Genomic DNA, 22,696 nt, shown 5'->3' with positions numbered 1-22,696 from the left:
CCAGTTTAAGAAGCGAGCAGTTCCGTGGTTTTGGTGTTCATGCTCAACCAAGAACTGCTCAGTGAAACGTTAGAGACGGCGAATCTTGAATGTTGGGAGAATGAGCGGACGGCAACGCCCGTCAGGGCGTTCGCCGTCCGCCTCCACGCAACCGGGTGTTCGCTCAGAGAAACAAAAGAAATTCTTCGATTATTCGGCGTAAAACGCTCGCACCAAGCGGTTTTTCAGTGGGTACATCGGCTCGCTGACAGCGTTTCCGACCCGCCGTCGGCTGCGCCGACGCGGGTCGCGGTCGACGAAACCGCTGTCAAGATTAACGGCGAGTGGTCTTGGGTGTACGCTGCAATAGACATCGAAACAAAGCTGCTGCTCGGTATCGACGTGTTTGATCGGCATGGCACTGATCAAGCGGCTGTGTTTCTATCTGAACTCGCCGAGAAACACGATCTCTCGGATGCGATGTTTCTTGTTGATGGCTACGGATATCGGACTGCCCTCTTTCGAATTGGGTTGAGCGGTCAGCTCGACTATACAGAGCGAAACCTGATCGAAAAATGGTTTCACACGCTCAAAATGCGCATCGACCGCTTCCATACATCATGGGTGGGCAGTCGGCCGAGCGTCCAGCGGTGGCTTGAACAATTTGTACATTACTATAACCACCAACGACCGCATCAATCGCTCACCAACCGAACGCCTATCGAGGAGGAGCTAAACTAGACAGTGCCTTGGCATCAATCTTGTCTGTTTTCTTGTCCATCTGAGCGATCACTTTCAACTTCGGCGGATGCCCGACAACCACGTCCAGGTACTTGGACAGCAGATCGTAGATGTAGAAATAATTCGTCGTGGCTTCCAGCAGGGCTTTGCCGCCAGCGTATCGCTGGGCAATTTCTTGAAGGTCCGTGTCAAGAACACGGACCTGTTCGATCACGTCTCCGTCTTCGTTGCGGACGGCCAGTTGAGCCTCCCGCTTGTGGATGTCGATTCCTAAGAACAGTTCTCACTCCGGGGCACCAGTGCGTGGAAAGAGATTCACGTATTCGGGCTTTCTCGGCTGGCGCCGTGAGCACCAGCCGGGCTGGAACGCCCCACTCTCGGCTTCCTTCGCCCTGGACCCGTCAACGTCGCGCGTTCGTGGACGCCGAATAGAGCTCGGTCTCGAGTGCCCCATGCTTGGCCGTCACCTGGCTAAGGTAGCAGACTTTCCCATCGAGTCAGCTAAACAATGCAACGAAGAGATTGTAGTGTTTGCTTTGCAGAGAGTCAAGGGTGCAGAGATCGAGTAGATACAAATCAAACATCGTTTGTTCTAGATTCAATTCGAGTGAGAACGATGACTACGGACCAACCGAGCGAACTACCAGAGCAACGAAATCGGAGATACACGGAAACCAGCAGTTACAAGAGATGACGACCAGCACATGCCGATTACGAATGTGCTGGCGACACTACCGGAGATGGATTGGATGACGAGCTGGATGATGTACCGCCGCATCGAGGACAACGACACCGCCACCATCGAGGAACTCATCGACGCCTGCGTCGAGATGGGCGTCGACCTCCAGGCCTGTCAGACGACCCAGGACCTCATGGACTACGACGAGGCCGACTTCTACGAGGGCGTCACCACTGGCGTCGGCGCCGCCACCGCCCTTCAGCACATGGGCGAGCGGACATCCAGTTGTTGATATAGTATGCGGGTAGCTTCCAATACGACAATACAATATGTCAGAATACAATCGCAATTTCAGTCTCGCGGCGTGGTGCAACGACACGAGAACGACCCGCGGTCCGACACCAGTCGATGAGTACGTGGGGTGACCTAGCATGGCTCCAATCTCGACAGTTGTACAGTTGTTCATCACCCTCGGCGCGGTCGTGATGTTGGGTTCGATCCTCTATACCCGCCGCCTGTTCGACCGACTCGACGAGAATACCTATCAGCTGCGTTGGCAGGGGCTGTTCGGCCTGATGGTGTTCTTTTTGCTGGGCTACGTCGCGGCCCTCGCGGTCACGTTCGCCGGTAACGAAGTCGCGTTCCAGATGTTCACTGGACTGGTGTTCTTGTTTGGAGCAGTGTTCGTGTTCTTCGTCGTGAACACCGGACTCGTGACGGTCACCGACCTGCAGGATAAAATGCAGGAAGCACAGGAAGCGCATCGCGAAGCCGAGAAGGCCCGGAAAGAGGCGGAGGCGTCCCGATCCGAAGCTGTCGGAATGAACGAGTACCTCCAGGCGAAGGCCGACGAGTACGCCGCGATCATGCAGCAGTGCGCGTCCGGAGACCTCACCGGGCGGATGGAACCCGACGGGGTGGTCGACGCGATAGATCAGATCGCAACCGAATACAACGAGACGATCGACGAACTGGAGCGGACCTTCGGCCAGCTCAAGAGCTTCGCCGACGAGGTCGAATCTTCGGGTCAGATGGTCCAGACGTCCTCCCAGAACATCCGGTATGCGTCCGAACAGTGCGCCGAGTCCATCCAGAATATTTCCGACGACACCTACGACCAGAAGGAACGCCTCCAGTCGATATCCGAGACGATGGACCGGATCGCCGCTGACCTCGAGGCATTCGCCAGCGAGAACCCCGATGTCGACTTCGACGACTCGCTGGACAGGATCGACGAGGTCGCTACCACGCTTGACGAGGTCGTCGAGTTAAGCGAACAGACGCTCTCCGCGTCCAAGACCATCGCTGGCGCCGCCGAAGAACAGGCCGCCGAACTCAGCGAGGTCTCTCAGCGTGCCGAGGACCTGGCCCGATACGCCCGCCCGCTTCGGGATGTAATCGAACGCTTCAAGACCGAGTCGGAACACGAGTTCTACTACCCCATCGGACCCGGGTCGCCATCTGAAGAGGGATCAGGCCCAGCCATGGACGAGGACTAGCAGCCACACGGTCTTCCGTCGACGGAAACCCTCTCACTCGCAAGTTGCGTCTCCGAGACGGCAATCTGCATCTGCGAGAGTTCGTGGTTTGGAAGTGGGTCAATTCCCTCTTCGAGACAGTAGCGGAACTCCCGCGAGAAGTCGACGTTGTAACAGCGATACTCACCGGGAGAACCCCACTTACTCACCAGTCGTGCCACCGAATTCACCGCGTTGAGGTCGACCACGTCCACCCGGAGTACTTGCTCCGGGTCGTGGCGAAAACTCACGTGTTCATCAACCGTAGCAACCCGAGCAACAGCAGGATGATCACGAAGGACAGCACGTGCCGTGGAAAAATCACCGTCATCATGAACGGAGACGTAGATTGTCGGTGTATACGACTCATCGACTTTACACTCCACCCCCGTCTCAGTAACCGACCATCTAAGCACGTCGTCATCGACGTAGTCGATTTTGTACACCATCGCCTCATCCCCGATTGTTCAAATCGTCCTCTACATGATCAAGCCGATCTACCAAGTCGTCGATCTGGATCTGCTGTTCGATGAACATCGAGATCAGTATCGGTGTCTCAACGAACAAAGGCTTGTGAACCGTGCTGGGATCGGTATGCAGCTGGGCATACTCGAAGAGGCGATCAAAGACTGTTTGATCAGTCGGTCGAAGCGCTCGTCGATACTCGTCCCATCCGGCTTCAATGTGGCTAGTGTGAGTCATTCCAGGTAAACACGACTACCAAGCGATATTGTAGTATATAATCGTAGGACGACCGCCACACCACCCATGCAAACGTTGCACTACAGAGAGACACCACTGATTCAAACGTTCGACGAAACCATACCCGCCAGGTTCAGAAGAACAGCAAAAACTCGATCTGTAATAAACTCATATCGGGAATCGACAGACGAGAGCGGACGCTACTGGGCCACGTTCACCGGAAGCACGTTCACGCGATGTGAGAGGCATATCTACACCGATTCAACACTGCTGTCTCGGAGTCGTTCGAGATGGTAATTCCGCCCCGTAATGACGAGGGACGATGGTCGTTCGACCATTCATACCGAGATTGTTCACGAAGATATACTTATTCGGACTGCTGAATTCATCCTCTGTATTCAGCACGCAATTCCTATCACGCTCTGAGGGTTTCAACAGGGCCGATTTCTACTAGTCGTGTCACCGGCAGACCCCCCGGCGGTTGTGTCACCGGCAGCTATCGGGCAGTCGTGAATATTCGCATCGAAAACGAAACCGTCAGTCGTCTGCTGCCGATTCGAGTTGCTCCGCGACGAAGGCTGGCGGTTCGTCGCCGAACTCAGGGTCGAACAGTTGCAGGGCGGTGTTGATGGTCGTCCAGTCGTCCTCGGCGGCGGCGTCTCGCAGGCTCTTCGTCGGCGGTGCGAGCAGTTGCGAGACCAGCGAATCGGCCATCGATTCCACGATCGCCTGCTGTTCGTCGTCCAACCCGCGAGCGTCGAGTCGTGAGAGCGCGGTCTGTAGTTCGCGCTCTTTCACCCGTTCTGCTCCCTCGTACATCGCGGCGATGACCTCGTCGGCCCGCCGTCGTTTGTACTGTTCGAGCAGGTTCTCGAACTCGCGGTCGACCATCGCCTCGACCGACTCGGCGGCGGCCCGTCTGCGTGCGCGAGTTTCGTCGGTCACCGACTCCAGCGTCGCCATGTCGTGGACGGTTACGCCGTCGAGTGCTCCGACTGCCGGTGAGACGTCTCTCGGTTGAGCGATGTCTACGACCAACGTGTCGCCGCAGTCCGAGAGCACCTCGGTGTCGAGAACGTGCCCGTCGCTTCCCGTCGCGGTGACCACCACGTCCGCGCGCGGGAGGCAGGCCGGAAGCGCGTCCAGTCCGACCGCCCGAACGTCCGCGATATCGACCGATTCCGCGACCGTCTCCGCACGTTCGACCGACCGATTGGCGACGATGAGCGTCTCGACTCCCGCGTCGGCGAATGCGTGGGCCGCGATGGTTCCCATCTCCCCCACGCCGACGACGAGTGCCGTCGCGCCGTCGAGTTCGTTCTGCTCGTCGGCGAGGGTCACCGCGGCGCTGCCGATGGAGACGACACCCTCGTTGATGGCCGTCTCCGTGCGGGCGCGCTCGCCGACGTGTAGCGCCTTCGTCAGCGCGGCTTCGAGCATCGGGCCGACTGCGCCGACTTCCTGTGCCGATTTGTATGCATCGCGCACCTGTCCGATGATCTGGTCTTCGCCGAGGACGATAGATTCCAGTCCCGCGGCGACGCGAAGGAGGTGTCGAAGGCTCTCTTCGTGGCTCATCTCGACGACTGAATGAGAACCGACGTCGGGCGCGAAGTCGGCGAGGACGGCCCGCCCCGTCGCGGGTGCGTCCGTGACCACGTACGCCTCGAATCGGTTGCACGTCTGGAGCGCGTACGCCTCCGAGACGCCGGACTCCTGGATGAGGCGAGCGATGACATCCTCCCTGTCTACGTGACAGGCCGTCGCAACGTCGTCGAGGCTCGCCCGGTCGTGAGAGACGCGCACGCCAGAGATGACACCAGTGCTCGGCGTCATCGGTACTGCCCCCGGTGAAGATAGAATATGCTGTTCATACCATACACTCCGGCTGTTCGTATCAGGTCGTTAGAATGGCCTGCATGTAAACCCTTCTAACTTAGCCTTCGACGCCCGTGACCTCGAATCCGAGTTCGCGGATGTCGTCTTCGATCCCCTGCTGGTCGGCGCTCGCCTCGTAGTAGAACACGACGTCGAACGTTCCGTCACGAAGCAACTGCTGGCATTCCCAGACGAACTCCTCCCCGTCCAGTGTGAGTCCCTGGTGCTGATTCGAAGCGAAATCCGGGTCGTTCGTCCCGGAGTAGACGTAGGTATCGCGCGGATCGTGACCGGCGTGTTCCGCGATGATTTCGCCGATGTCCACCGACGCCTGATGCATCTCGATATCTTCGTCGCTTCCGAGGTCGGTGTGGACGATCGCGCCGTTGAGTTCGATTTCACCGGGTTCGAGGAGTTGTTTCGTTCGTCGGTAGAGGTCGTCGTCGATGGCACTGTCCATAACCGAGGTTACGTACCTGTCGTTATACGACCTACGATTGTAGCCGTCACTCAGAAATTCGTGATTTTCGCGCGGCAGCGTGAACTCCCGCGAGAATTAGTCGCTACCGATTCGCTTACAGACGCTGAACGTTAGTCGCTCGGGGACCTTTGTCGGCCTGCTCTATGTCGAATTCGACTTCTTGTCCTTCCTCGAGGTCGGGACCGCCGACGTCTTCCATGTGGAAGAATACGTCTTCGTCCGCGTCCTCTGTGTCGATAAATCCGTAACCACCAGTCTCGTTGAAGAAGTCAACCGTACCTTTCGCCATTGCATTCTACCAGAGTAATCCCATGCTTAAAAAGGTATGCAACTGTCCCCACGAGACCAACATATTTGTGACCATCTCCCACGGGCATCTCCTCTCACGCAAACATCCCTGTGGCTATCCCACATGGACATCTCTGTCTATCCCACGTGGTTATCTCAGCCTATCCCACACAGAGATGGTTGTGACCAATCTACACAAGAACCGGAGGACAAGGCTGATACTGGTCGGGTGAGTGAGAGAGAACAAGACGATGTTGACGCGGGTTCGGCGACAGCTGGAGACGGCCTACGAGCGACACCTGCGACGGAGTATCTCGGGCGCACCCACTCACGTCGCGGTCATCCAGGACGGCAACCGGCGTTACGCCACGAAGCAGGGTGAGGATGCCCCGGATGGCCACCGCGCAGGTGCGAAGACGACCGAGCGCGTGCTGGACTGGTGTGAAGACATCGGCGTCGAGGAACTGACGCTGTATGCCTTCTCCACAGAGAACTTCGAGCGACCCGAAAACGAGCGAGAAGCTCTCTTCGACCTCCTGGAGTCGAAACTGTACGAGTTCGCGGACGCCGAGCGCGTCCACGAGAGCGGCGTCTGCATCCGCGTCATCGGCGACGTACCACAGCTCCCCAAGCGTGTGCGCGAAGCGACCGAGTACGCTGAAAACCGAACCCACGACTACGACGAATTCGTTCTCAACATCGCGCTGGCCTACGGCGGCAGGAACGAACTCCTCGGTGCTGCCCGCGATGTCGCGCGCGAAGTCGAAGCGAACGACCTCTCCCCCGACGACATCTCCGTCGAGACCATCGAATCGCGGCTCTACGACCGCCCGCTCCGCGACGTGGATCTCATCATCCGGACCGGCGGCGACGAGCGAACCAGCAACTTCCTCCCGTGGCACGCCAACGGTAACGAGGCCGCCGTCTTCTTCTGCACCCCCTACTGGCCCGAGTTTTCGAAGATCGACTTCCTCCGTGCGGTACGAACCTATGAATCCCGCGAACAGTCGTTCCACCAGGCGAAAGTCCAGCGCGCGCTCGCGCTCGTGCGAGCCATCGGTGGTGTGGAGTTGGACGAAGCGCGTTCGATCATTCAAAAATTCCGCGAGTACGTCCCCGATAGCGCGTCTGTGGAGGAGTTGGAAGCCGAGGGCGAAACTGTAGACTGAGATTCGAAGGGTTCACGGAGAGCAGTTTCTGACAGCGGGTGAGTCGATTTGCAGTCCTACCGCCCGAACCGCCGTTGCCGATTCTTGTAATCCAGTATCGCCCGCAGGTAGTCCCGTCGGCGGAAATCCCGCCAGTTCACGTCGGTGAAGTACAGTTCCGAGTACACCGATTGCCAGATCATGAAATCCGACAGTCGCTCCGCACCGGTCTTGATGACGAGGTCAGGGTCGGTCGGGAAGACCAACCTGGACTCTATCTCTGTCTCGTCTACGTCGTCCGCCGAGACAGTGCCCGATTCCACGTCCTCCGCGACTGCTCGCACCGCCTCGGCGAACTCGTGTTTCCCGCCGAGACCGATACTCACCTGGATCGGGGCGTCGGCGGGTGTGAGGTCGTCGGGACCTCGGACGGCGACGGTTCGAGGTGCCTGTACGTTCTCCAACTCGCGCTGGAGGGTCGGCACCGCACCCGAGTCGAGCACGCTGACGTAGACGGTGATGCGCTCTGCGCCGTAATCGAAGGCCCACCCGAAGAAGGCTTCGAGCGTCTGGTACGCGCCTTGTTCCAGCAGATCGCGTTCCGTGATGACGACGGCGATGTGGCTCGGCGGGTCGGCTCCGTGGCGGCGGACGCGCGTGGAGAGGTACCGGTCGTAGAGTCCCACTGGCCCGACGTTACCACCATCGAGTCTTAAACGTCACGTCCCGCGCCGTTCGGGAAGATTAAGTGTTCGTCCCCGAAAATTCCCATCGTGACTACGAGCATTCGGCGTGCGGCAGCATTCGCAGGGGTGGGGACGCTTGCGCTCGCCGCGTCGGTGTTGGTTGCAGGGGTGGCTGCGCTCTTCGCCGCAGTCGGTGCGCTTGCACTCGTCGTGGACGACGGGACTGTGTTCGAACTCTTCGCGCGACCGAGCGACCGCCGTGAAGGGCGACTTCGCGGTCTCGCCGCGTTCGCGTTCGCCACTGCTGGACTCGCCATGCTCGTCATGCTCGTCGATCTTCCGACGAGCGTCTTCGCCGCTGCAGTCTGTCTGCTCGCCTACGGAAATCTCGCCGAACAGGTCGCTCGGACGCGAAGCGATGCGGCCATCATCGCGACGGCTGGTTTCACGTCCGGCGGTTTTCTCGCAGCCGTCACTGCTCAAGTCATCGTCCTCAGCGTCGCGGGCGACCCCATCGAACCCGTGGCACCGGAACTCATCTTCCTCGCGGCGAGCGGCGCGCTGCTGGCCGGGTTGCTCCGTTCCGTTCTCTTCGAGCGCGACGACCCACTGGTGATGTTCTCGGTCGCGTTCCTCCTCTGGCTTTTCATCGACCTCACGGTGCAGGTGACACCACTCGAGATCGCACTGGCGATCGCCATCACCGCCGGGTTCGGCTATCTCTCGTGGGCACTGGACGCGGCGTCCGTCACCGGAATGCTCACGGGTGTCCTCCTCGCGCTCCTGACTATCGTCCTCGGCGGCTATCCGTGGTTCGCCGTCCTCATCTCGTTTTTCGCGCTCGGTGCGCTCTCGACGAAGTTCCGATACGAGGAGAAACGCCAGAACGGTGTCGCGGAGGCGAACGAAGGCGCACGCGGTGGCGGCAACGTCCTCGGAAACGCCGCCGTCGCGCTGGTCGCGGTGTTGGCGTTTGCCGCCAGTGACCGCCTGCCGGTCGCCAGCACCGTGTTCCTCTTCGCCTTCGCGGGGAGTATCGCCACTGCCATGAGCGACACGCTCGCCAGCGAGATCGGCGGCGTCTTCGACCAGCCCAGACTCATCACTACGCTCGAACGCGTCGAACCCGGTACCGACGGAGGCATTACGTGGCAGGGCGAACTGGCCGGGATACTCGGTGCGAGCGTCGCCGCACTCATCGCCGTCGTGTTGTTCGGGTCGGTCGACGTAGTCGGCGGCGTCGTCATCGCGCTAGCGGGCGTCGGCGGCATGACGGTCGATAGCCTGCTCGGTGCGACCGTCGAAGGCGAGCAGATCGGCAACCAGACCGTCAACTTCCTGGCGACACTTTCGGGGGCGCTTCTGGGTGCCGGTCTCGCACTGCTGGTGGGACTTCCAGCGTGATTCGTGCGGCGACGCCCGACGACCTGTCTCGACTTCGGGAGATTCGGACGTGGCTCCCAGAGCCGTCGCCGGGTCTGCTCGAAACGGCACTCTCCGGTACCGGCCTCGTCTTCGTCTCGACCGCCGAGGGGCGACCGGTCGGCTACGTCCTCTCGATGCTCGGAGACGATGCGTACATCGCCGAACTCGTCGTCGAGCCACCGTTTCGTCGAGAGAGTCGGGCGACCGGATTGCTTCAGGTTACTCTTACAGCGGCTTGCGAGCGAGATTGTGGGTGTGTGCGGCTCACGGTTCACGAGGAAAACGAGTCGGCGCAGGCTCTCTACGAATCGCTTGGCTTCGAACTGTGCAGCGAGACGCCGGACTACTACGCCGACGGTGCGACCGGGATCGTGTTCGGAAAAGAGTGTTGATAGCCCGCCTACAGGCGGTCTGCGGTCAAGATGCGTACTGTCGTCGGCTTCTTGACGAACTCGCCCTCGTCGCGGGCGACGATCTGTTCGACCCCGCGCTGCGAAGCGACATCGAGGATTCGCTGATCGAGCGTCCCGTCGAACACGACTGCGTGGGGGACGGACGCCGCACTTTCGATGGCGTCGAACGTCTCGGCGACCGGTTCTTCGCTGATGACGCCGAAATCCTCGTCCAGAAGCCGCACGGTTTCGGCGTCGCCGTCGATGACCACGCGAGCGTGACCGCGGAGCGTCTCCAGTTCTCGTTCCGGGGAGTCGCCCGAAGTTTCGGCCTCCCGTTCGGCTTCTGATTCGCCCTCCACTGGTTCCTCTTCGGATTCGACGGATTCGTCGTCCGACTCCTCTGGGACGGGTTGTTCAGTCTCGACACCGCCCTCCTCGGTTGATTCTTCTGCTTCGACACCGCTACCGCTCTCTTCGGGTGTCTCCTCGGCTCCGACGTCGGGCTTCTCGGATGTCGTCTCGTCCACTTCGATGGACGGTTTCGTCGGACTCTCGGTCGCCTGCTCGTCGGTTTCGGGTGCCGGGAGGGTGCTCCCATCGGTTGCGGCGGCCACGACCGTATCGTCGGTTTCGAACCGGTCGAAAGGTCGTTTCTGACGCAGGGCCGACATCACCTCGTCGCGCGAGAGGTCTTCGACCGACCTGCCAGCCGGTGCGATGGCGACGTAGTCGATGTCGCCGACCTGTTCGAGTTCGCGGAGGATGAGGTCGCCGCCTCTGTCGGCGTCGAGAAACGCCGTAGTCGTGCGGTCTTGCGTGAGCTTGGCGACGGCGTCCGGGACGTTCGTCCCCTCCACCGCGATGGCGTTTTTCACGCCGTATCGGAGCAGGGTCAGCACGTCTGACCGTCCTTCGACGACGATGATCGCGTTGCTATCGGTGACGTTCGGCCCTGCGGGAAAGCCTTCGTACTCCGTGATGTCTTCGACGCGGATACTCTGGCGAACCTCCTCCAGAATCTCCCGACTGGTCATGACGCTCTCGTCGAACGATGACGAGAGGAGTTCCTTCGCGCGCTCGACGACTTCTCGGCGTTTCGCGGCCCGCACGTCCTCGATATTGGCGACGCTGACGGTCGCACGACACGGGCCGACACGTTCGATGGTTTCGAGCGATGCGGCCAGGATCGCCGTCTCGACCTTGTCGAGGCTGCTGGCGATGGTGATGGTGCCGAACGACTGGCCGCGCTTGCTTTCGACGTGAACGTCGATGCGACCGACCTTCGAGGACTGCTGGAGATCTCGCAGGTCGAGATCGTCACCGAGAAGTCCTTCGGTCTGACCGAAGATCGCACCGACGACGTCACTTCTTTCTACCACCCCGTCGGCGGTGATGTCTGCGTGAATGAGATATTTCGCTGTATCGTCCATGAGTGATGAACTGCCCCTGCACGGGGCGTGATTGTGATGTGTCCATGAGCCTCGTCATGGATACGTGTCTTCTTGGCGCTCGAATACCCAAATAGCTGTCGTCACTGGCGTTCTCTCCCGCGATTTTGGCATCTTGGATTACGTAAATTAAGTGATAGTAGACGAATGTTCGATGACGTGTTTTCGTGCCTGTGATCGTCTCTGTGAGACATCTCAGAGAGGTATCGACCAGATACCGTATCCCAGAACGGCCTCTGTGAAGAGGTTCAGAAACGACCCACAGTGAGAATCCATGAGCAGAAATGACCTTTGAAGACTATTACTCTTCAAAAGCCGTCTTTGGATGTGGTTAGCAACTCTTATCTGCCTGTGGTCGAACATTATGACGATGACGAACGACGTCGAACGATTCGGCTGGACGGTCGTGTTCGCGGTGCTCATCGTGTTCACGATCCCATGGTTCCTCTGGGGTGACGGACAGGTGGCGTACGGCCTGCCGCTGTGGCTCTGGTGGCACGTCGGCTGGATGGTGGTCGTGGCGCTCGTCTTTCGGACGTTCGCACGCCGAGCGTGGGGACTCGGTATCGAGGAGGGAGCATGAGCCAGACCGGTCTACAACTGGGTATCGTCGGTGGCTACCTCGTGTTATCGCTCCTCGTCGGTCTGCTCGCGTATCGACTGACCGACCGGAACGCGGAGGATTACTATCTCGCCAGCCGGACGTTCGGCACCGTCGTTCTGCTGTTCACGACCTTTGCAACCCTGCTATCGGCGTTCACATTCTTCGGCGGGCCGAACATCTCCTACGGGGCGGGGCCGGAGTGGATTCTGGTGATGGGGCTGATGGACGGCGTGCTCTTCGCCATCCTGTGGTACGTCGTCGGCTACAAACAGTGGCTTCTCGGGCGGGAACACGGCTACGTCACGCTCGGCGAGATGCTCGGCGACCGATTCGGCTCGCCCCTGCTCCGGGGTCTCGTCGCCGGAATCAGCCTCTTCTGGCTCTTTCCTTACGTGATGCTCCAGCAGGTCGGGGCCGGAACCGCACTGGAAGCACTGACGGGTGGTGAGCTCTCCTATGCCGCAGGTGCGGGTCTCGTCACGGTCTTCATGATCGCCTACGTCGTCCTCGCGGGGATGCGCGGTATCGCCTGGACGGACACCTTGCAGGGCGCGTTCATGCTCGTGATGGTCTGGATCGCCGTGCTCTGGGTGCTCGCCGAACTGGGCGGGATGGGCGCGGCGACCACGACACTCGCCGAGTCGAATCCGGAGTTCCTCTCGCTCGGCGGTGGCGTGTACTCCCCGCAGTGGATGCTCTCACAGGCCATCGGCATCGCGTTCGGCGTGGCGATGTTCCCGCAGGTCAACCAGAGATTTTTCGTTGCGGGGTCGAAGAAGGTGCTGAAGCGCACCTTCACGCTGTGGCCGATCCTCGTCGTCCTGCTGTTCGTCCCGGCGTTCATGCTCGGCGCGTGGGCGCGTGGGCTTCCCATCGACGTGCCGCAAAACGGCAACGTCCTCTCCATCCTCCTCGCGGAGTACGCCCCGGCATGGTTCGCCGCGCTGGTCATCGCCGGAGCGATGGCGGCGATGATGTCCTCGTCCGACTCCATGCTCCTTTCGGGGTCGTCCTACTTCACCCGTGACCTCTACCGACCGTTTTTGAACCCCGACGCGAGCGACAGTTGGGAGGACACCCTCGGGCGAATCGGCGTGGCGGTCTTCGCAATCGCCGCGTTCGTCGCCAGCCTCTACACGCCCAAAGCCATCGTCGAGATCGGCTCGACCGCCTTCGGTGGCTTCGCCCAACTCGCACTCCCCGTCATCGTCGCCCTCTACTGGTCGCGGGTGACGCGAGCCGGGATGTACGTCGGTATCATCGGCAGTCAGACGTTCTACCTCGCTAGCGTCTTCCTGTCGTTCGTGCCGGACACCTACGCCGGGTGGACTGCCGCCATCGCCGGGATGCTCCTCGGACTGATGCTGACGGTCTCGGTTTCCGTCATCACGTCGCCTGCGGCTGACGAGGAGACGAATCTGTACTTCGATCTTCAGGCCGACTAGGAGGGGATTCCGTTTGGGTGGACTTTCGAAGACATCACTGCTCCGGTAACTCGTTCATATCGCGGCTCTGTTCGCAAGCTAGAAGAGCCTGAATGACCTGAAACCCTTCGGACTCGCCAAACCCGTCGACGACGACTTTAAAACGGTTTCACGAGAACCAACGCCCATGCAAACGCACATCGTCCCGGTCGGCTTCGACTACGACCGGCTCATCGCGCCACTCGTGCGCGACCAACTCGATGTCGACCGCGTCATCCTGTTGGAGGGCGCGGTCGGTAGTGAGGCGAACGTCGAGTATTCTCGCAATCTCTCTCGCAAACTCGGCAAGGACTTCGAAAATCTGCTGGGTGCCGAGACGGAGCGCGTCGTCATCGAGGATGTGTACGACTACGACGCCGCGTTCGAGCAGGCCTACGACCGGATCAACGCCGAACTCGACGCTGGCGGCGAGGTGTGGGTGAACGTCAGCGCGATGCCCCGGACGGTGAGTTTCGCCTTCGCCACCGCCGCCCACTCCATCATGGTCGAGCGACAGGCCGACCGCGAGAAGATCCACACCTACTACACCGCCCCGGAGAAGTACCTCGAAACCGAACTCGCCGAGGAACTGCGCGAGCAGATGGATCTGCTCGCCGCCGTGCTCGACGGCGACGTAGACGAAGAACGGATCGAAGCCCACCTCGAAAGCGCGAGCGACCTGCTCTCGGAGTTCGACGAGCGCGGGACGACCATCGGCGCGAAGCGCGTCGGCGGCGGTCACATCGTCGAACTCCCCGTCGCCTCCTTCTCGAACGTCAAGCCGTTCGAGGAACTCATCCTCTTCACGCTGGGCGAACACGGCGAGTTCGAGAGCGTGAGCGAACTCGCGCAGGCGCTGGCTCGCGACCTGAACGAGGAGTACACCGACAGCTTCCGGTCGAAGGTCATCTACAACGTCGACCGGCTCGGGCCGGGCGGAAAGGGGTACATCGAGCAAGAAGAACACGGGAAATCCTACCGGACGCGTCTCTCACGGATCGGCGAACTGTGGGTTCGGGCGCACGCGAACGGAGAATAAGTGCTGAAGCGGGACAGTCAGCCAGTTACAGGTATTCTTCCCACTCCTCGCGGAGCTGTTCGAGGAGTCCACCTTCGTCCATCGCCGCCAACTGGTCGGAATCGAGCGTCCAGTACTGGCCACGGTGTTCGACGAGGTCGTCCTCGTCCAGTCGGCTCAGTACCGGGCCGACGCTGCCGTCCGGGATTCCTGCACCGTCGCGTATCTCACCCCGACTGAACGCCTGATCGTCGTTCGCGGCGAGGAACGCCACGACACGGTGGGCGTTGGTTCCTTTCTTGAGATCGAGCGCGGCGGTCGAGAGCCCCTCGAATTCGTCTCTGTCTATCGGCATGGCCACCACTTGTACTGGAATCTACTAAAATGTACTGCTAGGTACTGGAATGTACTGGACACGTCTCGGTATCGGATCGAAAGGCACGGACGTCCCGACTCGATACACAGATATCCCGGCTCTCGGGGGTGTCACCCACTTACCTCTCTAACTTCTTCACTCGCGTCGAGAGCGCCAGGAACGTCGCGACGAGGGTGAGCGTCACTGCGCCTGCCGCCGCGATCTCGTGGGCTGGTGAGGGATGGCTGAATCCGAGCGTCAGCGCCTCCTGACCGGGGAGAAGTGTGTGGTGGGGCGTCCCGACGAGCGGGACGAAGTAGTCGACGAGATCGTTCAGGCCGTACCAGAAGACGGCGACGAACACCGCACCGACCGGAAAGTCGCTGTAGCGGTGGATGAGAAACGCCTCCACGACCATGGCGAGGTGGCTAACGAAGAGGAATGAGTACATCGGCCAACCGACACCGATGAATCCGGAGAAGAACGCCGCCAGCACGTAGGGCGTCCACGCGCCGAGTTTGATACAGCCGAAGAAGGCAAGTGCGTTCACCCATTCGCTGTTCCGCCCAAGCTTCCACAACCCGAGCGAGAGCGCGATGAACAGCGTCGCAACCGGGCTATCGGGAACGAAGGCCCACATCACGAGGGGTTCGCTTGCAAACTGCCACGTTATCAGTGGGTCGGAGAAGGGGTACGGATGAAATCCGTAGTACCAGAATCCGAACGCGGTGCCGAGAAGATTGATGGCGACGATGACCCACGCCAGTCGCAAGCCGAAGTCCTCCAGCCACTGCGGAAGCGGCGCGACGTACCACGGAAGGTCTTCGCGGGGCGGGAGGCCGGTCATACTCACGGCGAGGAATTGTCGGGGCAAAGAGGCTTCGATTGATCGTGTGTCGCAGGTCGTTCGGCGGCGTGCCGCAATCGGTACGCCTTAAGTCTCGGGTTCGGTAGAGACAACCATGGCTGAACCGACGAACATAGAGGAACTGAAGCGCGGTACGGAACTGGTCAAGCGCGGCTTCGCCCGCATGCAGAAAGGCGGCGTCATCATGGACGTCGTTGATCCCGAGCAGGCGCGCATCGCGGAGGACGCAGGCGCGGTGGCCGTCATGGCCCTCGAAGCCGTCCCGGCAGACATCCGAAAGCGCGGCGGCGTGGCACGGATGGCCGACCCCGCCGACGTGGAGGAGATAATCGACGAAGTCTCCATCCCGGTGATGGGGAAGGCGCGGATCGGGCACACGACGGAAGCCCAGATCCTCGAATCCATTGGCGTGGACATGATCGACGAGTCCGAGGTGCTTACCCCGGCGGACGACAAGTACCACATCGACAAGCGCGAGTTCACCTCGCCGTTCGTCTGCGGTGCGCGCGACCTCGGCGAGGCCCTGCGCCGGATCAACGAGGGCGCAGCGATGATCCGCACGAAGGGCGAGGCTGGCACGGGTGACGTGAACCAGGCCGTCCACCACCAGCGAACCATCAAGGGTGCGATCCGAGAACTCGCGGGCAAGACCCACGAGGAACGCGAGATGCTCGCCCGGGAACTCGAAGCCCCCGCCGAACTCGTCCACGAGACCGCCGAAGCCGGTCGTCTTCCCGTTGTGAACTTCGCGGCAGGTGGCATCGCAACACCCGCCGATGCCGCGCTCATGATGCACCACGGCTGTGACGGCATCTTCGTCGGCTCCGGTATCTTCGGCGCAGAGAGTCCGAAGGTGATGGCGAACGCGATCGTCGAGGCGACGAACAACTGGGACGACCCCGAGCGACTGGCCGACATCAGCAAGGACATCGGTGCGGGCATGAAAGGCGAAGCCAACGTCGACCTGCCCGACGAAGAGAAGATGCAAGGTCGCGGAAACTGAGTCGGCGGTCGCTCTCGAATTTCGTTTTCATTTTCCCACGCATCGCTCCGACTCTCCCGTTCACTCGTAAAACTAACACCCCCTTAACGTCCTATTAATCGTCGAAAACGGTTCTTTCGCTATCGAGAGGCCGTCCCTCTCACACCGCCCCGTCCATCCCGTATCCCGGATGTTCGCGTTGGAATCCGATGAGCTGTTCGACGCGATCCGCTTTGGCCAACAGCACCTCCTTCAGTTCGGGTGGATTCTCGATTCGCGTGTTTTCGAGCAGGGAGTCGGGAACCGCGAGCGTACGGTCCGGGAGGCTCTCGCCCGCGTGCACCGAGAAATGTTGCTGGTCGATCTTCATCACGAGCGGCCAGTCGAGCCGCTCTACCCCCTCCCCGGTAGAATACAATGCCTGATTGACTCGTTCGTGGTCGTCCTGGGACATGACGGCGTAGTCTCCTTCGTGCGGTTCGACGTACAGCCGTCCGAGATAGTAGCCGCTTGAAAACGTCTCGAACATGTGTGCCAATATCACTCACAGAGTAATAAGTATATAGCTGTTATGCAAAACCATTATATGGAAGCGCAAAACCACTATATAATTCGTTCTATCCGTCCCGAACGGAGGCGGCGACAGCAGTCCTTTTACTCGTCCCCTGCGCGAGAACGAATATGGGTATACCGGAGCGATACGCCCGCTACTATCTCGAAAACACGCCGAGTCTGGTCTGGTTGCTCGTCGTCAACACCGCCGCCATCCTCGTCGGCATCCGATTCTACGTCGAGACGATGCCTGAGGTACCGACCTTCCTCTGGCCACTGTACGCCGATTCGCCGACCGCACTGGCACTCGTCACCGCCTCTCTCGTGACACTCCTGCCGAATCTCGGTAACCGTCTCTCTGACGCGCCACAGAACCTCCCACTCGCCTATCTCCACACCTTCGCCTTCGTCTGGTTGGTGAAGTTCGGCATCTGGACGTTCGTCGCGCTCAACCTCGGGTTCTCCGCCTATTTCGGCCCGCCGTGGGAACCGAACGCGGTCTGGGACTACTGGGGTATCATCGTCACGCACCTCGCATTCGTCGCCGAGGCGTACCTCATCCCACACTACGGGCGGACGACTCGTGGTGCGCTGGTCGCGGCACTCGGGGTGGCGCTCCTGAGCGACGTACTCGATTACGGATACGTTCTCGACCTCGGATTCGCCTTTCACCCGCCACTCCGATACGAACCGGGACTCGTTTTGCCCCTTGCAACAGTTCTTCTATCGTTCATGTCAGTTTTTGCAGCCGCCCGTTTATTTGAGCGCTTAGGAAGCGCCTGATTGTCTTTTGAACTCTCTCTTTACCTCTCGCTCTCTCGTTTTGACCTGTGAACAAAACGAACGAATTGCCGTCTTTTTAAGGAAGGGGTGGTTAAGAGAAACTGATGCATTCCCTTCGAGCCGTCCTGTTGGCGACGCTTGTCTTCTGTGGATTCGCCGTCGCAGTGCCGACCGCTGCCGCACCGACACCGACGACCCCGGTGGACGTGTCCCCGAATGCGTTCCAGAACGAGGGAAACGCCTCCGCCCCAAACGGTACGCTCGGCGCTGAAATATCGTCGTTCATGCAGGTCAGCACGTCACAGACGCAAGGCACCATCGATGCCGGTCTCTGGACCGCCCGGTTCAACAACACGAAAAACAAGTCCGCCAAAAAAGAACTCGTCGAACATCGGGTCAAGAGCCTCCAGACGAGAATCACGGACCTTCGCCAGCGCAAGCAATCTCTCGTCGAGGCCCGAAAGAACGGCGAGATCAGCACGCTTCGCTATCAGGCCGAGATGAGCGAACTCATCGGGCAGATCCGCTCGCTCGAACACGCCATCAACACGACGAAGCCACGCGCAGCCGAAGTCGGGACGGACGTCCAGAAACTTCAGGAGCTCGACAAACAGGCGAGCGATGTCGGTGGTCCTGAAGTGGCAGCCGTCGCTCGTTCGCTCAACAGCGTCAAGGCGCCCGGAAAACGCAACTCGACACAGACGCCCGGCGCCGGACAGGGCATCGGCAACGGAAACGGTAACAACGGCGGTGTCCCTGGAGTCGGCAACAACACCACGGTCGGAACCGGGAACGACTCCACCGTGGGCAATGGTACCGGAAACGGCAGTTCCGGACTTCCTGGCGTTGGCAACAACTCCACCATCAGCGCCGGCGTCGGAAACGACTCGAACGATATCCAGGGGAAGAACGGCTCCACCCTCGGAAACGGCACCGGAACCGACGGTGCGGAAAACGACAGTAGTTTCCCATCCATTAGCGACGTGCCGGTCGTGCGGTCGGATTGAACCCGCGTCATCGTCTGACGGCGAGAGACACGCTTTTCCGTTCGCGTTACCAAGTTACTGACGTGAATGGACTCCGCCGCGTTGCTCGATATCCTCGGGAATGAAAATCGCAGACGTATTCTGCGGCTCCTCTCGCACAAACCCTGCTACGTCACGGAGATAAGCGAGTATCTCGGTGTCAGTCCGAAGGCGGTCATCGACCACCTTCGGAAGCTGGAAGAAGCGGGGCTGGTCGAGAGCCGAACCGACGACCAGCGCCGCAAGTATTTCCATATCTCGCGGAATCTCCGACTGGAAGTCGACGTCTCTCCTTACGAGTTCGGCATGAAAAGTGCCTATCCGGCGAGTACCAACCTCGACGTGAGTGCGTGTCAGTATCTCTCTCTCGACATGCAGTACAAACGCACGAACATCGAGCAGAAGGCGGGCGGAGACACGGCAGACGAGCAAGCGACCGAAGCGCAGGTAAGCGACTCCGAAGCGGCGGAGATCGCCGACCTCGCTGAGGAACTCAACTGCTTAGAGGAACTGAAAAGCGAACTGTCGCTCGCCCAACGATGGGTTCATGGCCAGATAACGGACGTCCTCGATTCGCTGAGCGATGCCGTAGACGGAAACGGTGAGAACCGCATCCGCGCCGAGATCCTGGCAGCGCTCGCGGCGGGAGCGGAGACGGTTCAGGAAGTGAGTCGAGAAGCCAGAGCACCCGAGCACGTCGTCGAAAGTCATCTAGCGAGTATGGCAGAACGCGGTGTCGTCGAACGAGAGGACGACCGCTGGACGCTCTCCCGGTAGTTACAGCATCGCTGGGAACTGGGATTCTAGACTACGTACTGCAGAGCCATCAGAGGTCGCGGGTCAGTCCGTCGCGGAGGTCACCGCCGAGGTACGCACCGAGGCCAGCCACGAGGAATCCGGCCCCGAGTCCGACTACAGCAGCGGTCTTCCCACCGATAGCCAGCAGGGCGAGGTTCCCCAGCAGGAGGGTGAGTCCGGACGCGACCGCCCCACCGGTCGCGGTTTCGAGGATTCGGGAATCGCTCGTCAGCGCACCGAGGACGAACGACGCGGCGAACAGCGCGACGAGTCCACCGAGACTGCCAACGAACGGCACCACTCCCCCGAAAAACGTCGCTATAGTCAGTATCACGACGGAAAGCAGGAAGAAGCGCGGGGAGAAGATTCCGACTGCTCGCCGCTTTGCGCGACTGCGAAACCCCCCGCTTCCATTCGACTGCTCCGCGCTCTCGGTGTCACCGAGCACGTCGGCAATATCGTCGCTCGCCTCGCGCGTCTGCGTGCGCTGGGTCATGGTCTGGGGTTGTGTCCCTGCGATAATGGGCCTTTCCCCGAAACGAGTGGATTCAAGTCGAACGCCGCGTAACCTCGAAGCATGAATCCCGGAGACCGCGTCCGCGTCGAGCGGGCAGATCAACGCTACGAGGGGGTGTTGTTGCCCTCCACGACGGCGAACCATCTCGTCGTCAAACTCGATGGCGGGTACAACGTCGGTATCGACCGCGACGACACCGACGTCGACGTACTCGAATCGTCCGTCTACGACATCGAGGAGGGTGAAACGAGCGATTCCTCGATCGTCGAATTCGACCCTGACCTGCCGACCATCTCGCTCATCAGCACGGGGGGAACCATCGCTTCGACCGTTGACTACCGAACCGGCGCGGTGACCGCGCAGTTCGACGCCGAAGACGTACTCCGCGCGGTTCCCGACCTCGCAGGACGGGCGAACTACCGAGGGCGAGTCGTCGCCAACATCCTCTCGGAGAACATGACTCCCGACGTGTGGCAGGACCTGGCCCGCGCCGTCTACGACGAGATCGAGAACGGAGCCGACGGCGTCGTCGTCATGCACGGGACGGACACGATGCAGTTCACCGCCGCCGCGCTCTCGTTCATGCTCGACACGCCCGTTCCCATCGTCTTCACGGGGAGCCAGCGGTCGGCAGACCGTCCATCCTCCGACAACGTGATGAACGCGGTCTGTGCCGTCGAAGCCGCGAAATCCGACTGTTCGGAAGTGCTAGTCTGTATGCACGGCTCCGAGAGTGACGACACCTGCGCGCTCCACCGCGGTACGCGCGTCCGCAAGAATCACACGTCTCGCCGGGACGCTTTCGAGACCATCGGTGCCGAGCCACTCGGCGAAGTGAACTACGATACCAGCGAAGTAACCTTCCACCGCGAGCACAGCGACCGTGGCGCACAAAAACTCGCGCTCGCGGACGACCTCGAAAGCGAGGTCGAACTGCTGAAGTTCACGCCCGGAATGGGTGTCGAGGCGCTCGACTTCGCGAAAGGGAAGGCCGGTCTCGTGCTCGAAGGGACGGGTCTGGGCCACGTCCACTCCGACTGGGCCGACCGCATCGCGGAGTTGGTCGATGCCGGAACCACCGTCGTCATGACCAGCCAGTGTCTCGAAGGGCGGGTCTGTGACCGCGTGTACGACACCGGGCGCGACCTGCTCGACGCTGGTGTCGTCGAGGGCGAAGATATGCTCCCCGGTACTGCCAAAGTGAAACTGATGTGGGTGCTAGCGAACAGCGACGACCCCGCGGCGACGATGCAAGAACCGCTCGCGGGCGAGATATCGGAGCGGTCGGCGCCATGGGAGTGACCAAGCTCGAACTTCGGGAAGCCACCCACGACGACTACGAAGCCGTCGCTGCGTTCACCGAGAACACGTGGCCAAACCGCGATGGCGGCGACTACATCCCGCACATCTACCACGACTGGATAGATCGGGATGGAACACGCACGGTCGTCGCCGACGCTGGCGACGACATCGCCGGTATCGCGCAGGGTGTCATGCTCTCGGAGTGGGAGGCGTGGGGTCAGGGGATGCGCGTCAACCCCGACTTCCAGGGACGTGGCGTCAGTACCCGGATGACCGACGACCTGTTCGACTGGGCGCGCGACCAGGGGGCGACCGTCCTGCGGAACATGGTGTTCTCGTGGAACGCCGCCGGACTGGGGCAGTCCCGCGCATCGGGCTACGAACCCATAACCGAGTTTCGGTGGGCACATCCCGAACCCGACGCCGACGTCACCTCGACGATGACGCTGACCGACGACGCGGACGCCGCGTGGCGGTACTGGACGGGCAGCGACGCCCGCACCCACCTTCGCGGTCTCGCGCTCGATTTCGACGAGTCGTGGGCGCTCTCTGAACTCACCCGTGACGACCTTCACAGCAGCGCTGCCGACGGTGATCTTATCGTCGTGCAGGCCGACGGAACTCGCGGATTCTCCTGTGTGGTTCGCGAGTACGAACGCGAGAACGAGGAGGGCGAGGAACAGGCATGGGCCGAATATGCGGTCGGTGCGTGGGAGGATACCGACGCGGCCCGGTCGCTGTTCACAGCGATCGCCCGGGATGCCGCCGCCCGTGGCGCAGACCAGACTCGCGTACTGATTCCGGAGACCGTTCAGCACGTCAGCGATGCAGCCTACTGTCGCGTCAGGATCTCCGACGAACCGGACTTCGTGCTCGGTGCAGATCTGACACGAAAGTATCGCTAACGAAACGCCGCGACGAGTTGCGAGAGTTCGTCGTCGTTTCTCACAGCGTGTCCGATCGTGAGTGGTGGGACGCTTATCTCTCCATCCGCCAGTGCTCGCCGGTCTGTTCCTACCGGGTCGTCCAACGTCTCGGGTCGGTTCCGTCTGAGTGGGTCGT

General features: G+C 60.8%; 27 protein-coding genes and 1 pseudogene. 15 read left to right on the top strand and 13 right to left on the bottom strand.

The window, feature by feature from the left end; genetic code table 11:
• The first annotated feature begins 39 nt into the window (after nucleotides 1-39).
• Complete coding sequence (locus tag ACR3FE_RS21555) at nucleotides 40-720, top strand: IS6 family transposase (protein WP_458209721.1); 681 nt, start codon at nucleotides 40-42, stop codon at nucleotides 718-720.
• Here ACR3FE_RS21555 and ACR3FE_RS21550 read toward each other — a convergent pair.
• Nucleotides 698-934 carry a hypothetical protein gene (locus ACR3FE_RS21550; protein ID WP_458209720.1) on the bottom strand — a complete coding sequence of 79 codons (237 nt, stop codon included), beginning with the start codon at nucleotides 932-934 and terminating at the stop codon, nucleotides 698-700. The genes ACR3FE_RS21555 and ACR3FE_RS21550 overlap by 23 nt on opposite strands.
• Nucleotides 935-1,421: 487 nt before the next feature.
• Between ACR3FE_RS21550 and ACR3FE_RS21545 the strand changes: the two are divergent.
• Nucleotides 1,422-1,696, top strand: a pseudogene (locus tag ACR3FE_RS21545) (DsrE/DsrF/DrsH-like family protein); the annotation flags it as partial.
• A 134-nt stretch (nucleotides 1,697-1,830) separates the two neighbouring features.
• The gene (locus ACR3FE_RS21540) at nucleotides 1,831-2,898 is read left to right on the top strand and encodes a methyl-accepting chemotaxis protein (protein WP_458209719.1); all 1,068 of its coding nucleotides are present in this window, start codon (nucleotides 1,831-1,833) and stop codon (nucleotides 2,896-2,898) included.
• Here the strand turns inward: ACR3FE_RS21540 and ACR3FE_RS21535 are convergent.
• From ACR3FE_RS21535 to ACR3FE_RS21520, 5 genes are all read right to left on the bottom strand, one after another.
• Nucleotides 2,895-3,365 carry a hypothetical protein gene (locus ACR3FE_RS21535; RefSeq protein ID WP_458209718.1) on the bottom strand — a complete coding sequence of 157 codons (471 nt, stop codon included), beginning with the start codon at nucleotides 3,363-3,365 and terminating at the stop codon, nucleotides 2,895-2,897. The two genes, ACR3FE_RS21540 and ACR3FE_RS21535, sit on opposite strands and share 4 nt — an antisense overlap.
• A 4-nt stretch (nucleotides 3,366-3,369) precedes the next feature.
• Nucleotides 3,370-3,618, bottom strand: a complete 249-nt coding sequence (locus tag ACR3FE_RS27810) for a DUF8156 family protein (RefSeq protein ID WP_472850191.1) — start codon at nucleotides 3,616-3,618, stop codon at nucleotides 3,370-3,372.
• Between the two features lie 537 nt (nucleotides 3,619-4,155).
• Nucleotides 4,156-5,454, bottom strand: coding sequence for a glutamyl-tRNA reductase (gene hemA, locus ACR3FE_RS21530; protein ID WP_458209716.1), 1,299 nt, complete (start codon nucleotides 5,452-5,454; stop codon nucleotides 4,156-4,158).
• A gap of 100 nt (nucleotides 5,455-5,554) precedes the next feature.
• Entirely contained in the window at nucleotides 5,555-5,956 is a 402-nt protein-coding gene (locus ACR3FE_RS21525; protein ID WP_458209714.1) for a DUF5778 family protein, read from the bottom strand.
• A gap of 115 nt (nucleotides 5,957-6,071) precedes the next feature.
• Entirely contained in the window at nucleotides 6,072-6,266 is a 195-nt protein-coding gene (locus ACR3FE_RS21520) for a cold-shock protein (protein ID WP_458185675.1), read from the bottom strand.
• 250 nt (nucleotides 6,267-6,516) lie between these two features.
• Between ACR3FE_RS21520 and uppS the strand changes: the two genes are divergently transcribed.
• Entirely contained in the window at nucleotides 6,517-7,434 is a 918-nt protein-coding gene (uppS, locus tag ACR3FE_RS21515) for a polyprenyl diphosphate synthase (RefSeq protein WP_458209759.1), read from the top strand.
• Nucleotides 7,435-7,490: 56 nt separating this feature from the next.
• Here uppS and ACR3FE_RS21510 read toward each other — a convergent pair whose 3' ends face one another.
• Nucleotides 7,491-8,099: an undecaprenyl diphosphate synthase family protein gene (locus ACR3FE_RS21510; RefSeq protein WP_458209713.1), complete on the bottom strand. Its 609-nt coding sequence runs from the start codon at nucleotides 8,097-8,099 to the stop codon at nucleotides 7,491-7,493.
• 87 nt (nucleotides 8,100-8,186) lie between these two features.
• Here ACR3FE_RS21510 and ACR3FE_RS21505 point away from each other — a divergent pair, with 87 nt between their 5' ends.
• Nucleotides 8,187-9,503 carry a DUF92 domain-containing protein gene (locus tag ACR3FE_RS21505; protein WP_458209712.1) on the top strand — a complete coding sequence of 439 codons (1,317 nt, stop codon included), beginning with the start codon at nucleotides 8,187-8,189 and terminating at the stop codon, nucleotides 9,501-9,503.
• Complete coding sequence (locus ACR3FE_RS21500; protein ID WP_458209711.1) at nucleotides 9,500-9,916, top strand: GNAT family N-acetyltransferase; 417 nt, start codon at nucleotides 9,500-9,502, stop codon at nucleotides 9,914-9,916. The genes ACR3FE_RS21505 and ACR3FE_RS21500 overlap by 4 nt, the downstream gene beginning before the upstream one ends.
• Nucleotides 9,917-9,924: 8 nt before the next feature.
• On the opposite strand, the gene dnaG is transcribed toward ACR3FE_RS21500, so the two are convergent.
• Nucleotides 9,925-11,349 carry a DNA primase DnaG gene (dnaG, locus tag ACR3FE_RS21495; RefSeq protein ID WP_458209709.1) on the bottom strand — a complete coding sequence of 475 codons (1,425 nt, stop codon included), beginning with the start codon at nucleotides 11,347-11,349 and terminating at the stop codon, nucleotides 9,925-9,927.
• A 388-nt stretch (nucleotides 11,350-11,737) separates the two neighbouring features.
• On the opposite strand from dnaG, the gene ACR3FE_RS21490 reads away from it, so the two are divergent.
• The 3 genes from ACR3FE_RS21490 (at nucleotide 11,738) to ACR3FE_RS21480 (ending at nucleotide 14,473) form a co-directional block, all read left to right on the top strand.
• The gene (locus ACR3FE_RS21490) at nucleotides 11,738-11,950 is read left to right on the top strand and encodes a DUF3311 domain-containing protein (RefSeq protein ID WP_458209707.1); all 213 of its coding nucleotides are present in this window, start codon (nucleotides 11,738-11,740) and stop codon (nucleotides 11,948-11,950) included.
• Nucleotides 11,947-13,416 (top strand): sodium:solute symporter family protein, encoded by a 1,470-nt coding sequence (locus ACR3FE_RS21485; RefSeq protein WP_458209705.1) that lies wholly within the window; start codon nucleotides 11,947-11,949, stop codon nucleotides 13,414-13,416. Before ACR3FE_RS21490 ends, ACR3FE_RS21485 begins: the two co-directional genes overlap by 4 nt.
• A gap of 166 nt (nucleotides 13,417-13,582) precedes the next feature.
• Nucleotides 13,583-14,473: an HFX_2341 family transcriptional regulator gene (locus ACR3FE_RS21480; protein WP_458209704.1), complete on the top strand. Its 891-nt coding sequence runs from the start codon at nucleotides 13,583-13,585 to the stop codon at nucleotides 14,471-14,473.
• A 25-nt stretch (nucleotides 14,474-14,498) separates the two neighbouring features.
• Here the strand turns inward: ACR3FE_RS21480 and ACR3FE_RS21475 are convergent, their stop codons facing one another.
• Nucleotides 14,499-14,807, bottom strand: a complete 309-nt coding sequence (locus ACR3FE_RS21475; RefSeq protein ID WP_458209703.1) for a MarR family transcriptional regulator — start codon at nucleotides 14,805-14,807, stop codon at nucleotides 14,499-14,501.
• A 139-nt stretch (nucleotides 14,808-14,946) separates the two neighbouring features.
• The gene (locus ACR3FE_RS21470) at nucleotides 14,947-15,654 is read right to left on the bottom strand and encodes a DUF1405 domain-containing protein (RefSeq protein ID WP_458209702.1); all 708 of its coding nucleotides are present in this window, start codon (nucleotides 15,652-15,654) and stop codon (nucleotides 14,947-14,949) included.
• A 115-nt stretch (nucleotides 15,655-15,769) separates the two neighbouring features.
• Between ACR3FE_RS21470 and pdxS the strand changes: the two genes are divergently transcribed.
• Nucleotides 15,770-16,678 carry a pyridoxal 5'-phosphate synthase lyase subunit PdxS gene (gene pdxS, locus ACR3FE_RS21465; protein WP_458209701.1) on the top strand — a complete coding sequence of 303 codons (909 nt, stop codon included), beginning with the start codon at nucleotides 15,770-15,772 and terminating at the stop codon, nucleotides 16,676-16,678.
• A gap of 139 nt (nucleotides 16,679-16,817) precedes the next feature.
• On the opposite strand, the gene ACR3FE_RS21460 is transcribed toward pdxS, so the two are convergent.
• Nucleotides 16,818-17,186, bottom strand: a complete 369-nt coding sequence (locus ACR3FE_RS21460) for a DUF5802 family protein (RefSeq protein ID WP_458209699.1) — start codon at nucleotides 17,184-17,186, stop codon at nucleotides 16,818-16,820.
• A gap of 152 nt (nucleotides 17,187-17,338) precedes the next feature.
• Here ACR3FE_RS21460 and ACR3FE_RS21455 point away from each other — a divergent pair, with 152 nt between their 5' ends.
• The 3 genes from ACR3FE_RS21455 (at nucleotide 17,339) to ACR3FE_RS21445 (ending at nucleotide 19,794) form a co-directional block, all read left to right on the top strand.
• Nucleotides 17,339-17,992, top strand: a complete 654-nt coding sequence (locus ACR3FE_RS21455; protein ID WP_458209697.1) for a DUF1405 domain-containing protein — start codon at nucleotides 17,339-17,341, stop codon at nucleotides 17,990-17,992.
• Nucleotides 17,993-18,096: 104 nt separating this feature from the next.
• Nucleotides 18,097-18,999, top strand: a complete 903-nt coding sequence (locus ACR3FE_RS21450; protein ID WP_458209695.1) for a DUF7096 domain-containing protein — start codon at nucleotides 18,097-18,099, stop codon at nucleotides 18,997-18,999.
• Nucleotides 19,000-19,065: 66 nt separating this feature from the next.
• Complete coding sequence (locus ACR3FE_RS21445) at nucleotides 19,066-19,794, top strand: metalloregulator ArsR/SmtB family transcription factor (RefSeq protein ID WP_458209693.1); 729 nt, start codon at nucleotides 19,066-19,068, stop codon at nucleotides 19,792-19,794.
• Nucleotides 19,795-19,843: 49 nt separating this feature from the next.
• Here the strand turns inward: ACR3FE_RS21445 and ACR3FE_RS21440 are convergent, their stop codons facing one another.
• The gene (locus ACR3FE_RS21440) at nucleotides 19,844-20,311 is read right to left on the bottom strand and encodes a hypothetical protein (protein ID WP_458209692.1); all 468 of its coding nucleotides are present in this window, start codon (nucleotides 20,309-20,311) and stop codon (nucleotides 19,844-19,846) included.
• A gap of 81 nt (nucleotides 20,312-20,392) precedes the next feature.
• On the opposite strand from ACR3FE_RS21440, the gene gatD reads away from it, so the two are divergent.
• Entirely contained in the window at nucleotides 20,393-21,634 is a 1,242-nt protein-coding gene (gene gatD / locus ACR3FE_RS21435) for a Glu-tRNA(Gln) amidotransferase subunit GatD (protein ID WP_458209690.1), read from the top strand.
• A complete protein-coding gene (locus tag ACR3FE_RS21430) occupies nucleotides 21,625-22,539 on the top strand; it encodes a GNAT family N-acetyltransferase (RefSeq protein ID WP_458209689.1) in 915 nt (304 codons plus the stop codon). The genes gatD and ACR3FE_RS21430 overlap by 10 nt, the downstream gene beginning before the upstream one ends.
• Here the strand turns inward: ACR3FE_RS21430 and ACR3FE_RS21425 are convergent.
• On the bottom strand, nucleotides 22,536-22,664 hold the full coding sequence (locus ACR3FE_RS21425) for a hypothetical protein (RefSeq protein WP_458209687.1): 129 nt from the start codon (nucleotides 22,662-22,664) through the stop codon (nucleotides 22,536-22,538). The genes ACR3FE_RS21430 and ACR3FE_RS21425 overlap by 4 nt on opposite strands.
• Nucleotides 22,665-22,696: the final 32 nt, after the last annotated feature.

The organism is Haladaptatus rarus (genome assembly GCF_054177585.1).
This window is presented reverse-complemented; position numbering and strand designations above follow the sequence as displayed.

Excerpts from the sequence above, each read along its gene's own strand:
- ACR3FE_RS21555 (WP_458209721.1), top strand. The coding sequence starts at position 40 with ATGCTCAACCAAGAACTGCTCAGTGAAACGTTAGAGACGGCGAATCTT.
- ACR3FE_RS21540 (WP_458209719.1), top strand. The coding sequence starts at position 1,831 with ATGGCTCCAATCTCGACAGTTGTACAGTTGTTCATCACCCTCGGCGCG.
- ACR3FE_RS21535 (WP_458209718.1), bottom strand. The coding sequence starts at position 3,365 with ATGGTGTACAAAATCGACTACGTCGATGACGACGTGCTTAGATGGTCG.
- ACR3FE_RS27810 (WP_472850191.1), bottom strand. The coding sequence starts at position 3,618 with ATGACTCACACTAGCCACATTGAAGCCGGATGGGACGAGTATCGACGA.
- hemA (WP_458209716.1), bottom strand. The coding sequence starts at position 5,454 with ATGACGCCGAGCACTGGTGTCATCTCTGGCGTGCGCGTCTCTCACGAC.
- ACR3FE_RS21525 (WP_458209714.1), bottom strand. The coding sequence starts at position 5,956 with ATGGACAGTGCCATCGACGACGACCTCTACCGACGAACGAAACAACTC.
- ACR3FE_RS21520 (WP_458185675.1), bottom strand. The coding sequence starts at position 6,266 with ATGGCGAAAGGTACGGTTGACTTCTTCAACGAGACTGGTGGTTACGGA.
- uppS (WP_458209759.1), top strand. The coding sequence starts at position 6,517 with ATGTTGACGCGGGTTCGGCGACAGCTGGAGACGGCCTACGAGCGACAC.
- dnaG (WP_458209709.1), bottom strand. The coding sequence starts at position 11,349 with ATGGACGATACAGCGAAATATCTCATTCACGCAGACATCACCGCCGAC.
- ACR3FE_RS21490 (WP_458209707.1), top strand. The coding sequence starts at position 11,738 with ATGACGAACGACGTCGAACGATTCGGCTGGACGGTCGTGTTCGCGGTG.
- ACR3FE_RS21485 (WP_458209705.1), top strand. The coding sequence starts at position 11,947 with ATGAGCCAGACCGGTCTACAACTGGGTATCGTCGGTGGCTACCTCGTG.
- ACR3FE_RS21480 (WP_458209704.1), top strand. The coding sequence starts at position 13,583 with ATGCAAACGCACATCGTCCCGGTCGGCTTCGACTACGACCGGCTCATC.
- ACR3FE_RS21475 (WP_458209703.1), bottom strand. The coding sequence starts at position 14,807 with ATGCCGATAGACAGAGACGAATTCGAGGGGCTCTCGACCGCCGCGCTC.
- ACR3FE_RS21470 (WP_458209702.1), bottom strand. The coding sequence starts at position 15,654 with ATGACCGGCCTCCCGCCCCGCGAAGACCTTCCGTGGTACGTCGCGCCG.
- pdxS (WP_458209701.1), top strand. The coding sequence starts at position 15,770 with ATGGCTGAACCGACGAACATAGAGGAACTGAAGCGCGGTACGGAACTG.
- ACR3FE_RS21460 (WP_458209699.1), bottom strand. The coding sequence starts at position 17,186 with ATGTTCGAGACGTTTTCAAGCGGCTACTATCTCGGACGGCTGTACGTC.
- ACR3FE_RS21455 (WP_458209697.1), top strand. The coding sequence starts at position 17,339 with ATGGGTATACCGGAGCGATACGCCCGCTACTATCTCGAAAACACGCCG.
- ACR3FE_RS21450 (WP_458209695.1), top strand. The coding sequence starts at position 18,097 with ATGCATTCCCTTCGAGCCGTCCTGTTGGCGACGCTTGTCTTCTGTGGA.
- ACR3FE_RS21445 (WP_458209693.1), top strand. The coding sequence starts at position 19,066 with ATGGACTCCGCCGCGTTGCTCGATATCCTCGGGAATGAAAATCGCAGA.
- ACR3FE_RS21440 (WP_458209692.1), bottom strand. The coding sequence starts at position 20,311 with ATGACCCAGCGCACGCAGACGCGCGAGGCGAGCGACGATATTGCCGAC.
- gatD (WP_458209690.1), top strand. The coding sequence starts at position 20,393 with ATGAATCCCGGAGACCGCGTCCGCGTCGAGCGGGCAGATCAACGCTAC.
- ACR3FE_RS21430 (WP_458209689.1), top strand. The coding sequence starts at position 21,625 with ATGGGAGTGACCAAGCTCGAACTTCGGGAAGCCACCCACGACGACTAC.